Here is a 13,566-nt window from a genome sequence, read left to right on the forward strand (position 1 = left end):
TGATGGAAACAGTATGAACTGGACGTGGTTTCACAAGCTCGGCTCGCCCAAATGGTTTTACGGCATCAGCGGTAAAATGCTGCCATGGCTGAGCGTGGCGGCGTTGCTGCTGATCGGTGTTGGCGTGGTCTGGGGCCTCGCATTCGCGCCGCCGGACTACCAGCAAGGCAACAGCTTTCGCATCATCTACATTCACGTTCCGGCCGCCATGCTGGCGCAGTCCATCTACGTGATGCTGGCCGTGTGCGGCGTTGTCGGGCTGGTCTGGAAAATGAAACTGGCCGACGTCGCCCTGCAATGCGCGGCGCCCATCGGCGCCTGGATGACCGCCGTGGCGCTGGTCACCGGGGCGATCTGGGGCAAACCGACCTGGGGCTCGTGGTGGGTCTGGGATGCACGCCTCACGTCGATGCTGATTCTGCTGTTCCTGTACTTCGGTCTCATTGCGCTCGGCAACGCCATCAGCAATCGTGACAGCGCGGCCAAGGCTTGCGCGGTGCTGGCGATTGTCGGCGTGATCAACATCCCGATCATCAAGTACTCGGTGGAGTGGTGGAACACCCTGCACCAGGGCGCGACCTTCACCCTCACCGAAAAACCGGCAATGCCCGCCGAGATGTGGCTGCCATTGCTGCTGACGGCGCTGGGTTTCTATTGTTTCTTCGGCGCGGTCCTGCTGCTGCGCATGCGCCTCGAAGTGCTCAAGCGCGAGGCGCGGGCCAGTTGGGTGAAAGCCGAAGTGGAAAACAGCCTGGAGGTCGTTCGATGAGTTTTGCGTCATTCGGCGATTTCCTCGCCATGGGCCATCACGGCCTGTATGTCTGGTCGGCCTATGGCATTTGCCTGGCGGTGCTGGCCCTCAACGTGGCGGCGCCGATCCTGGCCCGCAAGCGGTATCTGCAACAAGAGGCGCGTCGTCTGCGCCGGGAGAACGGCAAGTGAATCCGCTGCGTAGAAAGCGTCTTATCATCATTCTGGCGATTCTGGTCGGAGTCGGCGCTGCTGTCGGCCTGGCCCTGAGCGCCCTGCAGCAGAACATCAATCTGTTTTACACACCGACCCAGATCGCCAACGGCGAGGCCCCGCAAGACACGCGCATCCGCGCTGGCGGCATGGTTGAGGCAGGTTCCCTGAAACGTTCCGGCGACTCGCTGGACGTGAAGTTTGTCGTCACCGACTTCAACAAATCCGTGACCATCACCTATCGTGGCATCCTCCCGGATCTGTTCCGCGAAGGGCAGGGCATCGTTGCCCTGGGCAAACTCAACGCCGATGGCGTGGTGGTGGCCGATGAAGTGCTGGCCAAGCACGACGAAAAGTACATGCCGCCGGAAGTGACCAAGGCGTTGAAAGACAGCGGTCAATCGGCTCCAACGCCCGCGAAGGAGGGTTGATCCATGACATCCGGCATCTTTATTCCCGAGCTGGGCCATTTGGCCATGATCCTGGCGCTGTGTTTCGCGCTGGTTCAGGCCGTGGTGCCATTGGTCGGTGCCTGGCGCGGTGACCGTTTCTGGATGAGCCTGGCCCAGCCGGCCGCGTGGGGGCAATTCGCGTTCCTGCTGTTCGCCTTCGGTTGCCTGACTTACGCCTTCATGGTCGACGACTTCTCTGTGGCCTATGTTGCCAACAACTCCAACAGTGCGTTGCCGTGGTACTACAAGTTCAGCGCGGTGTGGGGCGCCCACGAAGGTTCGTTGCTGTTGTGGGCACTGATTCTCGGCGGCTGGACCTTCGCGGTGGCGGTGTTCTCCCGGCAGTTGCCGCAAGTCATGCTGGCCCGCGTGCTGGCGGTGATGGGCATGATCAGCACCGGTTTCCTGCTGTTCCTGATTCTCACGTCGAACCCGTTCAAACGCATCCTGCCGCAAGTGCCCGGCGATGGCGCTGACCTTAATCCGTTGCTGCAAGACATTGGCCTGATCGTGCACCCGCCGATGTTGTACATGGGCTACGTTGGCTTCTCCGTGGCGTTCGCCTTCGCTATCGCCGCGTTGATGGGCGGTCGTCTCGATGCCGCGTGGGCGCGTTGGTCGCGTCCGTGGACCATCGTTGCCTGGGCGTTCCTCGGCATCGGCATCACCCTCGGCTCGTGGTGGGCCTACTATGAACTCGGCTGGGGTGGCTGGTGGTTCTGGGACCCGGTGGAAAACGCCTCGTTCATGCCTTGGCTGGTGGGCACCGCGTTGATTCACTCGTTGGCGGTCACGGAAAAACGTGGCGTGTTCAAGAGCTGGACAGTATTGCTGGCGATTGCCGCCTTCTCGTTGAGCCTGCTGGGCACCTTCCTCGTGCGTTCCGGCGTGCTGACCTCGGTGCACGCCTTCGCTTCCGACCCGGAGCGCGGCGTGTTCATCCTGATCTTCCTGCTGTTCGTGGTCGGTGGTTCGCTGACGCTGTTCGCCTTGCGCGCTCCGGTGGTCAAGAGTCAGGTCGGCTTCAACCTCTGGTCCCGGGAAACCCTGCTGCTGGGCAACAACCTGGTGCTGGTGGTGGCCGCGTCGATGATCCTGCTCGGCACCCTGTACCCGTTGATTCTCGATGCGATGACCGGCGCCAAGCTGTCGGTCGGCCCGCCGTACTTCAATGCGCTGTTCATTCCGTTGATGGCGTTGCTGATGCTGGTGATGGCGGTCGGTGTGGTCGTACGCTGGAAAGACACCCCGGTGAAATGGCTGCTGGGCATGCTGACCCCGGTGCTGCTTGGCAGCGCCGCGTTGGCCGTGGTGGCGGGCGTTGCCTACGGCGATTTCAACTGGGCGGTGCTGGCGACTTTCATGCTCGCGGCCTGGGTGTTGCTGGCCGGTGTGCGTGACATCTTCGACAAGACGCGCCACAAAGGCCTGATCAAAGGCTTGCCGACCCTGACCCGCAGCTACTGGGGCATGCAGGTGGCGCACCTGGGCATTGCCGTGTGTGCGCTGGGCGTGGTGCTGTCGAGCCAGAACAGTGCCGAACGCGACCTGCGCCTGGCGCCCGGCGAATCCATGGACCTGGGTGGTTACCAGTTCGTCTTCGAAGGCGCCAGGCACTTCGAAGGCCCCAACTTCACCTCCGACAAGGGCACCGTACGGGTGATTCGCGACGGTAAGGAAATCAGCGTGCTGCACCCGGAGAAACGCCTCTACACCGTGCAGAATTCGGTGATGACTGAAGCCGGGATCGACGCCGGTTTCACCCGCGACCTCTATGTCGCACTGGGTGAACCGCTGGGCGATGGCGCCTGGGCGGTGCGCGTGCACGTCAAACCGTTCGTGCGCTGGATCTGGTTCGGCGGTCTGCTCACCGGTTTCGGCGGATTGCTGGCGGCGCTGGATCGCCGATATCGAGTCAAGGTGAAAAGCCGCGTGCGCGAAGCACTGGGCATGTCGGGAGCCACTGCATGAGACGTTGGTTGATGTTGTTGCCACTGGCGATTTTTCTGGTGGTTGCCGTGTTCCTCTATCGCGGTTTGTACCTGGACCCGGCCGAGCTGCCTTCGGCGATGATCGGCAAGCCGTTCCCGGAGTTTTCCCTGCCGGCCGTGCAGGGCGACAAGACCCTGACCCGCGCTGACATCGTCGGTAAACCGGCCCTGGTCAACGTCTGGGGCACCTGGTGCATTTCCTGCCGGGTCGAGCACCCGGTGCTGAACAAACTGGCCGAGAAGGGCGTGGTGATCTACGGCATCAACTACAAGGACGTCAACGCCGATGCCTTGAAGTGGCTGGCGGAATTCCACAACCCGTATCAACTGGACATCCGCGACGACGCCGGCACCCTGGGCTTGAATCTTGGTGTCTATGGCGCCCCGGAAACCTTCTTCATCGACGCCAAGGGCATCATCCGCGACAAGTTCGTCGGTGTGATCGACGAGCAGGTCTGGCGCGAAAAACTGGCGGCCAAGTATCAGGCACTGGTCGACGAGGCCAAGCCATGAAGCGCTGGTTGGCTGCTGTTATTCTGGGCTTGAGCATGGTTGGCGTGGCGCACGCGGCCATCGACACCTATGAGTTCGCCAAGGAAGGTGATCGCGAGCGCTTTCGCGAACTGACCAAGGAACTGCGCTGCCCCAAGTGTCAGAACCAGGACATCGCCGATTCCAACGCACCGATCGCCGCCGACCTGCGCAAAGAAATTTTCCGCATGCTCGGCGAGGGCAAGGACAATCAGCAGATCATCGACTTCATGGTCGATCGCTACGGTGATTTCGTCCGCTACAAGCCCGCCCTCAATGCCAAGACTGCTTTGCTCTGGTTCGGTCCTGCCGGCCTGCTGCTGGGTGGTTTTGTGATCATCGCGGTGATCGTCCGCCGTCGTCGCGTGCAACGCGCTGACACCCCGGACACGCTTTCTGCCGAGGAGCGCAAGCGCCTCGATCAACTGTTGGATAAAAACCAAGAATGATTGATTTCTGGCTCGCTGCAGGTCTGCTCCTCCTGGTGGCCCTGAGTTTTCTGTTGATTCCCGTTCTGCGCAGCCGTCGCGCCCAGCTCGAAGAGGATCGTACTGCCCTGAACGTGGCGCTGTATCAAGAGCGCGTGGCTGAGTTGCAGACTCAGCAGGAAGAGGGCGTGCTCGACACCGCGCAAATGGACGTCGGCCGCGCCGAAGCGGCCCGTGAATTGCTGGCCGACACCGAAGGCGTTGCCGCGCCGCGTGTGACCCGTCTGGGTAAAGCGGCGCCACTGCTGGCGGCGATCCTGGTGCCGGTTCTGGGGTTGGGGTTGTACCTGCATTTCGGTGCCAGCGACAAAGTCGAGCTGACCCGGGAATTCTCCCAGGCGCCGAAGTCGATGGAAGACATGACCCAGCGCCTGGAACGTGCGGTGGCGGCACAGCCGGACTCCGCAGAGGCGTTGTACTTCCTGGGTCGCACCTATATGACTCAGGATCGTCCGGCGGATGCGGCGAAGATTTTCGAGCGCACCGTGAACCTGGCCGGGCGTCAGCCTGAGTTGTTGGGGCAGTGGGCGCAGGCGTTGTATTTCGCGGATGGCAAGAAGTGGTCGGACAAGATTCAGGCGCTGACTGACGAAGCGTTGAAAGCCGATCCGAAAGAAGTCACCAGCCTCGGGTTGCTAGGCATCGCCGCGTTCGAAAGCGAGCGTTATCAGCAAGCGATCGATTACTGGAATCGCCTGCTGGAGCAACTGCCAGCGGACGATAAATCGCGGATCGCGCTGCAAGGCGGGATTACCCGCGCCACCGAGAAGCTGGTGGCCAGTGGCGGCAAGGTGGCCGAAGCGCCTGTGACCAAGGTTGCTGCGTTGCTCAAGGTGCGGGTTGATCTGGCGGCCGAATTGAAAGCCAGGGTCCAGCCCGGTGACAGCGTATTCATCTTTGCCCGCGCCACCTCCGGCCCACCCGCGCCGCTGGCGGCCAAGCGCCTGACGGTGGCTGACCTGCCGGCAACCGTCGAACTGGGCGATGCCGACGCAATGATGCCGCAGTTGAAACTGTCGAACTTCCCTGAAGTCCAACTGGTTGCGCGCATCTCCCGCGCTGGCCAACCGACGGCTGGCGAGTGGATCGGTCGCAGCCAACCTTTGGCCAGCAGCACCACCGCGCCGCAAAAACTGACCATCGACAGCCCGGATAAATAACAGGAACGCCATCATGACCGCCATCGCTCGTATCACCTTGCTCAGTGTTGTTTTAGGGCTGAGCGCTTGTGCGGTCCAACGGCCTGCGGTGGAGCAGCCGACACGGCCACCGATTCCGCCATCGCAGCCTAGCACCAAGCCTGCTCCTTCGACCGCGCCGAGCAAACCGACCACTCCGGCCAAGCCTGCCAAACCGCTGCCACGGACTTCGGCGAGTTTTGCGCCGCCGCCGGGGGGCAATAGTCACTGGGACCCCAAAATGGGTGTCTATGTGCTCGACGATCAACCGAACACGTTCTACCGCCAGCGTACCTATTACCGTTGGGATAATGGCTGGAGCCGGTCGATCAGTCCGAAGGGGCCCTGGGAGGAGACGGATATTCATGGGGTGCCGGGTGGTTTGGGGCGGCAGTTCGGGCAGTGATGCAAAAGGCGACCTTCGGGGTCGCCTTTTTTGTGGGTGCTGACTTATCGGCTCCACCGCTCAACCTTTCACAAAACCTTCATCAAACAGTTATTCCAGCGACTTGTGCGAGTCATAGGGCTGACATGCCTGGTGCCTAAAGTCGGTTGAACTCATATGCAGCCACGGACGGCTGTTCAACCAGACAGAGAAGCCCATGAACGCAGCTATCCATGTCGATCATCTGAACAAGACCTTTGCGCGTAAAACCGCACTGGTCGACCTCGAACTGACCATCGCGGCCGGTGAGATGGTCGCGCTGATCGGCGCGTCCGGCTCCGGCAAGTCCACGTTGCTGCGCCATCTCGCGGGCCTGGCCTGTTGCGACAAAAACAACGGCGGCAGTGTCAAGGTACTGGGCCAGGAAGTGCAGGCGTCTGGCCGTTTGAATGGCAAGGTGCGCCGCTTGCGTGCCGACATCGGCTACATCTTCCAGCAGTTCAACCTGGTCAACCGTTTGAGCGTGCTCGACAACGTACTGCTCGGCTGCCTGGGTCGCATGCCGCGCTGGCGTGGCAATTTGGGCCTGTTCAATGCCGAAGAAAAACGGTTCGCCATGGAGTCCCTGGACCGGGTCGGCCTGGCTGATCTGGCGGCGCAGCGCGCTTCGACCCTGTCCGGTGGTCAGCAGCAACGCGTGGCCATTGCCCGAGCGCTGACCCAGCGAGCCGAAGTGATTCTGGCGGATGAGCCGATCGCCTCCCTCGACCCCGAGTCGGCGCGCAAGGTCATGGAAATCCTCGCCGACATCAACCGCCGTGACGGCAAGACCGTGGTGGTGACCCTGCATCAAGTTGACTACGCCACCCGCTATTGCCCGCGTGCCGTGGCGCTCAAGGGCGGACGTATCCATTTCGATGGTCGCGCCAGCGAACTGAGTGGTCAGTTCCTCAACGATTTGTATGGTGCCGATATCGACACCAGCCTGATGTGCTCTGACCACATCCGCGCCAACGAGACCACGCCCCGGCTGGTACTGGCCCGCGCATAAACATCCCTCAATTCCCAACCGTTCACCCTCAGGAAATCCTTCCATGTTGAACCGTATCGGTCGTGTTTTTGCTGGCGCAGCACTGCTCGCCAGCTGCGTAATGGGCACCGCCCAGGCTGAAGAAAAAGCCATCAACTTCGGCATCATGTCCACCGAGTCCTCGCAGAATCTCAAGAGCATCTGGCAGCCGTTTCTGGATGACATGCACAAGAAAACCGGCCTGAAGATCAACGCCACGTTCGCGTCAGACTATGCCGGGCTGATCCAGGGAATGCGCTTCAACAAGGTCGATGTTGCCTGGTTGGGCAACAAGGCTGCCATTGAAGCGGTGGACCGCTCCAACGGCGAAATCTTCGCCCAGACCGCAGCCGCCAGTGGCGCCGCCGGTTACTGGAGCGTATTGATCGCGCGCAAGGACAGCCCGATCAACTCCGTTGACGACATGCTGAAGAACGCCAAGAGCCTGACCTTCGGCAACGGTGATCCGAACTCCACTTCCGGCTACCTGGTGCCGGGCTATTACGTGTTCGCCAAGAACAACATCGATGCCGCCACGGCGTTCAAACGCACCCTCAATTCCAGCCATGAAGTGAACGCCTTGAGCGTGGCCAAAGGGCAACTGGATGTGGCGACTTTCAACACCGAAAGCTGGGATCGCCTGGAAGTCACCCAGCCTGATAAAGCCGCGCTGCTGAAAGTGATCTGGAAGTCGCCGCTGATCCCCGCCGACCCGCTGGTGTGGAGCAAGGCGCTGAGCGACAGCGAGAAGCAGAAGATCCGCGATTTTATCTTCAGCTACGGCGACACCGACGCCGAGAAGGCCGTGCTTGCCGGCATGCAGCTGGGCAAGTTCCTGAAGTCGAACGACGACCAGTTGTTGCCGATCCGTCAGCTGGAGCTGTTCAAGCAGCGCACCACGATCAGCGCCGACACCAAGCTTGAAGCCGCCGACAAGGCCAGGAAACTGGCCGACATCGACGCCGAACTGGCCAAGCTGCAAGAGCGCATCACCTTGCTCGAGAAGAGCGAGAAAAAGACCGCCAACGCCGGTTGATCCATGTGGGAGCGAGCCCGCTCGCGATGACGATGTGTCAGTCGACATCGCAGGTGCATGTGCCGGCCTCATCGCGAGCAGGCTCGCTCCCACAGGTTTTTGTACTCGGCATAACTTTTTCAGAGAATCCTCATGACCACTCTGCACGCTGAAGCCGTCGGCAAACGTACCTGGCCGCAGTACGCCGGTTGGGGCCTGTTTCTGGTCCTGCTCGCCTGGGCCTGGCACGGCGCTGAAATGAATCCGATGGCGCTGTACCGCGATTCGGGAAACATGGCGACGTTCGCCGCCGATTTTTTCCCGCCTGACTTCCACGAATGGCGCTCGTACCTCAAGGAAATGATCGTCACCGTACAGATCGCTCTGTGGGGCACGGTGCTGGCGATTGTCTGCTCGGTGCCGCTGGGCATCCTCTGCTCGGAAAACATCACCCCTTGGTGGATTCACCAACCACTGCGCCGGGTGATGGACGCGTTCCGTTCGATCAACGAAATGGTGTTCGCCATGCTGTTCGTGGTGGCGGTCGGCCTCGGCCCGTTTGCCGGCGTTCTCGCGCTGTGGATCAGCACCACCGGCGTACTCGCCAAGCTGTTCGCCGAAGCGGTCGAAGCCATCGATCCAGGTCCCGTCGAGGGCGTTCGCGCGACCGGTGCCAGCGCGCTGCAAGAGGTGATCTACGGTGTGATTCCGCAAGTGATGCCGTTGTGGGTTTCGTACGCGTTGTACCGCTTCGAGGCCAACGTGCGCTCGGCGACGGTGGTGGGCATGGTCGGTGCCGGCGGGATCGGCGTGATCCTGTGGGAAAACATCCGCGCCTTCCAGTTTGTTCAGACCTGTGCGGTGCTGCTGGTGATCATCGTCGTCGTCAGCCTGATCGACATCCTCTCGCAACGCCTGCGCAAGCAGTTCATCTGATTTTCGGAGGGGTGCCTGCGGGCGCTTTTTTAAAGCATGCAGTTGTCTAGACAAGATGAACCGGTGTACCGCGAACTCGCCGACATCCTGCGTCGTGAACTGGGTGACTACCGCGCCGGAGACTTCCTGCCGGCCGAGGTGCAGTTGGCCGAACGCTTCGGCGTCAACCGCCACACCCTGCGCCGTGCCATCGATGAGCTGGTGTTCGAAGGCAGCCTGTTACGCCGCCAGGGCAAAGGCACGCAAGTCCTGGAGCGGCCGCTGATTTATCCGATGGCCGCTGACAGTGCCTACAGCCAGTCGCTCTCAGCCCAGGGTTTGGGCGTCGAAGCCGTGCTGCTCAAGCGCCGTTACTGCTTTGCCAGCCGTGAAGAGGCGCAGCAACTGAGCATCGTTGAAATGGCGCCGATGATCGAGTTGCAGACCTTGCGCAAGCTCGACGGCCAACCGGTCAGCCTGATCCGCCATCGTTACTGCGCCAGCCATGCACCGCTGCTGGCGGACTACACCGGTGGTTCGCTGCGCCATTACCTGAGCGAACGGGACATGCCCCTGACGCGCACCCAAAGTTTGATCGGCGCCCGCCTGCCCAACCGCGAAGAAGCCGCGCTTTTGATGATGCCCCGGCATTTGCCGGCGCTGAGTGTGTTCACCCTTTCCCGCGATCGCGATGGCCGTGCGGTGGAGCTGGCCCAGTCCACCAGCCGTTCGGATCGCTTCCAGTACCAGGTTGTCACCTGATGGAGAACGCCATGCAAAACCCTGTTCCTCACACCGAACGCCAGCACTGGATCGGTGTGCTGGCCCGCGCCCGTCGCGATGAATTGCAGCCCTTCGAAGACGCACTGCGCGACATCGAATACCAACTGATCCGCGCCCCGGAAATCGGCATGACCCTGGTGCGTGGCCGCATGGGCGGCAACGGTGCGCCGTTCAACGTCGGCGAAATGAGCGTGACCCGTTGCGTGGTGCGCCTGGCCGACGGCCGTACCGGCTACAGCTACCTGGCGGGGCGCGACAAGGTCCACGCCGAACTCGCCGCCCTGGCCGACGCCCATTTGCAGGGCGCGCAACAGCGTCACTGGCTGACGGACATGATCACGCCGCTGGCGCACGCACAGGCCGGGCGCCGGGCACAAAAAGAGGCGGAAACCGCCGCCACCAAAGTCGAATTCTTCACCCTCGTGCGAGGAGAAAACTGATGAGCGCACAGCTTTTGCAACCGGCGTTCGCCGACCCGGTGCTGGATGCCCAGCGCGGTTTTCGCGCGGCACTGAAAGCCCTGGCCGGCCCCGGTTTGATCCGGACGCTGCAAGCCTCGCCGAGCCTCGAAGGGCTGGAACCCGCGACCTACGCTTTGTGCCTGGCGCTGCTGGATGTCGACACGCCGCTGTGGCTGGCGCCGACCTTCGACACCCCGTTGATCCGCGCCAACCTGGCTTTTCACTGTGGTTGCCCGCTGACCGCCAGGCGCGAAGACGCACGGTTCGCCTTGCTTGGCGCCGACGATCTGCTCGACCTGAGCGGCTTCGATCACGGTAACGATCGCTACCCCGATCAGTCCTGCACGCTGCTGGTTCAGCTGCCAACGCTCGACGGCGGGGCAGGGTTGCTGTGGCGCGGACCGGGGATCGAAACCGAACACGGCGTGGCGCTGCCGGTGGCCGATGGCTTCTGGGCCGAGCGTGAACGCCGCAACGAATTCCCCCGGGGCCTGGACCTGTTTTTCGCTGCCGGCCATGACCTGATCGGTTTGCCGCGCAGCACCCGCATCGCAGAGGAGCGTGCCTGATGTACGTAGCCGTCAAGGGTGGCGAACAGGCCATCGACAATGCCCATCGTTTGCTGGCGAAAAAACGTCGGGGCGATCCGTCGGTCACTGAGCTGAGCGTCGAGCAGATTCGTCAGCAACTGCCGCTGGCAGTGGCGCGGGTGATGAGCGAAGGCTCGCTGTATGACGAAGAGCTGGCCGCGCTGGCGATCAAACAAGCGGCGGGGGACATGGTGGAGGCGATTTTCCTGCTGCGCGCTTATCGCACCACGTTGCCGCGCTTCAGCCCGAGCCTGCCGATCGACACGCAAGACATGCAGCTCAGCCGACGCCTCTCTGCCACGTTCAAAGACGTACCGGGCGGGCAACTGCTGGGGCCGACCTTCGACTACACCCATCGCCTGCTGGACTTTGCGCTGCTCGCCGAAGGTGAGTACCCGGGGCCGCAAACAACGGCGAATGCCAGCCTTGAACCGTGCCCTCGAGTGCTGGGTTTGCTGGCCAGGGAAGGCCTGATCAAGAACGAATCCGACAACGGCGAATCGGTCGCGGACATCACTCGCGACCCATTGGAGTTCCCTGCCAGCCGTGCCCAGCGCCTGCAAGCGTTGGCCCGCGGCGACGAAGGTTTCCTGTTGGCGTTGGGTTACTCGACCCAGCGTGGCTATGGCCGCAATCACCCGTTTGCCGGGGAGATTCGTATCGGCGATGTCGAGGTCTGGATCGAGCCTGAAGAGCTGGGTTTCCCGATCAACCTGGGCAGCATCGAAGTCACCGAGTGCGAGATGGTCAACCAGTTCGTCGGCTCGGCCACGGAGCTGGCGCAATTCACTCGCGGTTATGGCCTGGCCTTTGGGCATGCCGAGCGCAAGGCCATGGGTATGGCGCTGGTCGACCGTGCGCTGCGTGCCGATGAGTACAACGAAGAAATCGTCTCGCCGGCACAGCAGGAAGAATTCGTGCTGATGCACTGCGACAACGTCGAAGCGTCCGGTTTCGTCTCGCACCTCAAATTACCTCACTACGTGGACTTCCAGGCCGAACTGGAACTGATCCGCAAACTGCGCAAGCCTGCCGAGGGCCAAAGCCATGAATGACCTTAAGGCCCCCGTGCGCGACGCGGCGTACAACTTTGCCTACCTCGACGAACAGACCAAACGCATGATCCGTCGCGCCTTGCTCAAGGCCGTGGCGATCCCCGGTTATCAGGTGCCGTTCGGCGGTCGCGAGATGCCGCTGCCTTACGGCTGGGGCACCGGCGGCATGCAATTGACCGCCGCGATTCTTGGCGATGACGACGTGCTCAAGGTCATCGACCAGGGCGCGGACGACACCACCAACGCCGTGTCGATCCGTCGCTTCTTCGCCCGCACCGCTGGCGTTGCAACGACCGAAAGTACCCCGGACGCGACAGTGATCCAGACCCGCCACCGTATCCCGGAAACGCCGTTGCACGCCGATCAGATCATGGTTTACCAAGTACCGATTCCCGAGCCGCTGCGCTTTATCGAACCGTCGGAAACCGAGACCCGGACCATGCACGCCCTCAACGATTACGGGGTCATGCACGTCAAGTTGTACGAAGACATCGCCACCTTCGGCCACATCGCCACGGCCTATGCCTACCCGGTGATGGTCGATGAGCGCTACGTGATGGACCCGTCGCCGATCCCTAAATTCGACAACCCGAAACTCGACATGAGCCCGGCATTGATGCTGTTTGGCGCCGGTCGCGAGAAGCGTCTATACGCGGTGCCGCCGTACACCAAAGTCACCAGCCTCGACTTCGAGGATCACCCCTTCGAAGCGCAGAAGTGGGAACAGTGCTGCGCCATTTGTGGCAGCCGTGAATCGTTCCTCGACGAGCTGATTCTCGACGATGCCGGCACCCAGAGCTTCGTCTGTTCCGACACGTATTACTGCGCCCAGCGCGTCAGCCAGCAGGAGCAGGGCCAATGAACCAGGCGCTGAAAAACGATTTGTCCGTGTCCACCGAACCCTTGCTGCAAGTACGCGACCTGTCGCTGTTGTACGGTCCGGAGAAGGGCTGCCAGGACGTCAGTTTTGATTTGTACCCGGGTGAAGTCCTGGGGATTGTCGGCGAGTCCGGCTCGGGAAAATCCACGTTGCTCTCGCTGCTCAGCGGGCGCCTGCCTCCGCAACGCGGTGGCATTGGCTACCGCGACAAACAAGACCAATGGCTGGACCTCTACAGCGCCAGCGAAGCCGAACGCCGCACCTTGCTGCGCACCGAGTGGGGCTTCGTCGAACAGAACCCGCGTGACGGTTTGCGCATGGGCGTGTCCGCCGGGGCCAACATTGGCGAGCGCCTGATGGCCCAAGGCGTACGCAATTACCAGCAATTGCGCGGTGCCGGACTCGACTGGCTGAGTCAGGTGGAAATCGATCCGCAGCGCATCGACGACTTGCCCCGGACCTTTTCTGGCGGCATGCAGCAGCGCCTGCAAATCGCCCGCAATCTGGTGTCGAGCCCGCGTCTGGTGTTCATGGACGAGCCGACCGGTGGCCTCGATGTGTCGGTGCAAGCGCGCTTGCTCGACCTGTTGCGCGGCCTGGTGCGGGAGCTGGATCTGGCGGTGGTGATCGTTACCCACGACCTGGCGGTGGCGCGTTTGCTGGCCGATCGCTTGATGGTGATGCGCCGCTCGCGGGTGGTGGAAACCGGGCTGACGGACCAGATCCTCGACGATCCGCAGCACCCTTATTCGCAACTGCTGGTGTCTTCGGTGTTGCAGCCGTGAAGCCCCGTCCAACTGTGGAAATCGA

The 13,566-nt window shown here is 62.0% G+C and carries 17 protein-coding genes; all 17 read left to right on the forward strand.

What is annotated here, in order from left to right:
• Positions 1–13 precede the first annotated feature (13 nt).
• The 17 genes from M5G20_RS11295 to phnK all read left to right on the forward strand — a co-directional run bounded on the left by M5G20_RS11295 (position 14) and on the right by phnK (position 13,541).
• Complete coding sequence (locus tag M5G20_RS11295) at positions 14–769, forward strand: heme ABC transporter permease (protein WP_212626847.1); 756 nt, start codon at positions 14–16, stop codon at positions 767–769.
• Positions 766–942, forward strand: coding sequence for a heme exporter protein CcmD (gene ccmD, locus M5G20_RS11300; RefSeq protein WP_008055370.1), 177 nt, complete (start codon positions 766–768; stop codon positions 940–942). The genes M5G20_RS11295 and ccmD overlap by 4 nt, the downstream gene beginning before the upstream one ends.
• Positions 939–1,394, forward strand: a complete 456-nt coding sequence (gene ccmE / locus M5G20_RS11305) for a cytochrome c maturation protein CcmE (protein WP_273919190.1) — start codon at positions 939–941, stop codon at positions 1,392–1,394. The genes ccmD and ccmE overlap by 4 nt, the downstream gene beginning before the upstream one ends.
• A 3-nt stretch (positions 1,395–1,397) precedes the next feature.
• Positions 1,398–3,386 carry a heme lyase CcmF/NrfE family subunit gene (locus M5G20_RS11310; RefSeq protein WP_273919191.1) on the forward strand — a complete coding sequence of 663 codons (1,989 nt, stop codon included), beginning with the start codon at positions 1,398–1,400 and terminating at the stop codon, positions 3,384–3,386.
• The gene (locus M5G20_RS11315; protein ID WP_273919192.1) at positions 3,383–3,919 is read left to right on the forward strand and encodes a DsbE family thiol:disulfide interchange protein; all 537 of its coding nucleotides are present in this window, start codon (positions 3,383–3,385) and stop codon (positions 3,917–3,919) included. The genes M5G20_RS11310 and M5G20_RS11315 overlap by 4 nt, the downstream gene beginning before the upstream one ends.
• A complete protein-coding gene (locus tag M5G20_RS11320; protein ID WP_273919193.1) occupies positions 3,916–4,386 on the forward strand; it encodes a cytochrome c-type biogenesis protein in 471 nt (156 codons plus the stop codon). The genes M5G20_RS11315 and M5G20_RS11320 overlap by 4 nt, the downstream gene beginning before the upstream one ends.
• Positions 4,383–5,585, forward strand: a complete 1,203-nt coding sequence (ccmI, locus tag M5G20_RS11325; RefSeq protein WP_273919194.1) for a c-type cytochrome biogenesis protein CcmI — start codon at positions 4,383–4,385, stop codon at positions 5,583–5,585. The genes M5G20_RS11320 and ccmI overlap by 4 nt, the downstream gene beginning before the upstream one ends.
• 13 nt (positions 5,586–5,598) lie before the next feature.
• Positions 5,599–6,009 (forward strand): hypothetical protein, encoded by a 411-nt coding sequence (locus tag M5G20_RS11330; protein WP_273919195.1) that lies wholly within the window; start codon positions 5,599–5,601, stop codon positions 6,007–6,009.
• Positions 6,010–6,205: 196 nt separating this feature from the next.
• Positions 6,206–7,039 carry a phosphonate ABC transporter ATP-binding protein gene (gene phnC, locus M5G20_RS11335; RefSeq protein WP_273919196.1) on the forward strand — a complete coding sequence of 278 codons (834 nt, stop codon included), beginning with the start codon at positions 6,206–6,208 and terminating at the stop codon, positions 7,037–7,039.
• A gap of 43 nt (positions 7,040–7,082) precedes the next feature.
• Positions 7,083–8,093, forward strand: coding sequence for a phosphonate ABC transporter substrate-binding protein (gene phnD / locus M5G20_RS11340; protein ID WP_273919197.1), 1,011 nt, complete (start codon positions 7,083–7,085; stop codon positions 8,091–8,093).
• Positions 8,094–8,225: 132 nt separating this feature from the next.
• Complete coding sequence (phnE, locus tag M5G20_RS11345) at positions 8,226–9,008, forward strand: phosphonate ABC transporter, permease protein PhnE (protein ID WP_212626853.1); 783 nt, start codon at positions 8,226–8,228, stop codon at positions 9,006–9,008.
• A 36-nt stretch (positions 9,009–9,044) separates the two neighbouring features.
• Positions 9,045–9,749 carry a phosphonate metabolism transcriptional regulator PhnF gene (gene phnF / locus M5G20_RS11350; protein WP_273919198.1) on the forward strand — a complete coding sequence of 235 codons (705 nt, stop codon included), beginning with the start codon at positions 9,045–9,047 and terminating at the stop codon, positions 9,747–9,749.
• Positions 9,750–9,760: 11 nt separating this feature from the next.
• A complete protein-coding gene (phnG, locus tag M5G20_RS11355) occupies positions 9,761–10,210 on the forward strand; it encodes a phosphonate C-P lyase system protein PhnG (protein ID WP_273919199.1) in 450 nt (149 codons plus the stop codon).
• Positions 10,210–10,800 carry a phosphonate C-P lyase system protein PhnH gene (gene phnH, locus M5G20_RS11360; protein ID WP_212626856.1) on the forward strand — a complete coding sequence of 197 codons (591 nt, stop codon included), beginning with the start codon at positions 10,210–10,212 and terminating at the stop codon, positions 10,798–10,800. The genes phnG and phnH overlap by 1 nt, the downstream gene beginning before the upstream one ends.
• Positions 10,800–11,876 carry a carbon-phosphorus lyase complex subunit PhnI gene (locus M5G20_RS11365; RefSeq protein ID WP_273919200.1) on the forward strand — a complete coding sequence of 359 codons (1,077 nt, stop codon included), beginning with the start codon at positions 10,800–10,802 and terminating at the stop codon, positions 11,874–11,876. Before phnH ends, M5G20_RS11365 begins: the two co-directional genes overlap by 1 nt.
• A complete protein-coding gene (locus M5G20_RS11370; RefSeq protein ID WP_273919201.1) occupies positions 11,869–12,738 on the forward strand; it encodes an alpha-D-ribose 1-methylphosphonate 5-phosphate C-P-lyase PhnJ in 870 nt (289 codons plus the stop codon). The genes M5G20_RS11365 and M5G20_RS11370 overlap by 8 nt, the downstream gene beginning before the upstream one ends.
• A complete protein-coding gene (phnK, locus tag M5G20_RS11375; protein ID WP_273919202.1) occupies positions 12,735–13,541 on the forward strand; it encodes a phosphonate C-P lyase system protein PhnK in 807 nt (268 codons plus the stop codon). The genes M5G20_RS11370 and phnK overlap by 4 nt, the downstream gene beginning before the upstream one ends.
• Positions 13,542–13,566: the final 25 nt, after the last annotated feature.

Source organism: Pseudomonas sp. TNT2022 ID1044, assembly GCF_028656895.1.
Taxonomy (GTDB): Bacteria; Pseudomonadota; Gammaproteobacteria; order Pseudomonadales; family Pseudomonadaceae; genus Aquipseudomonas; species Aquipseudomonas reinekei.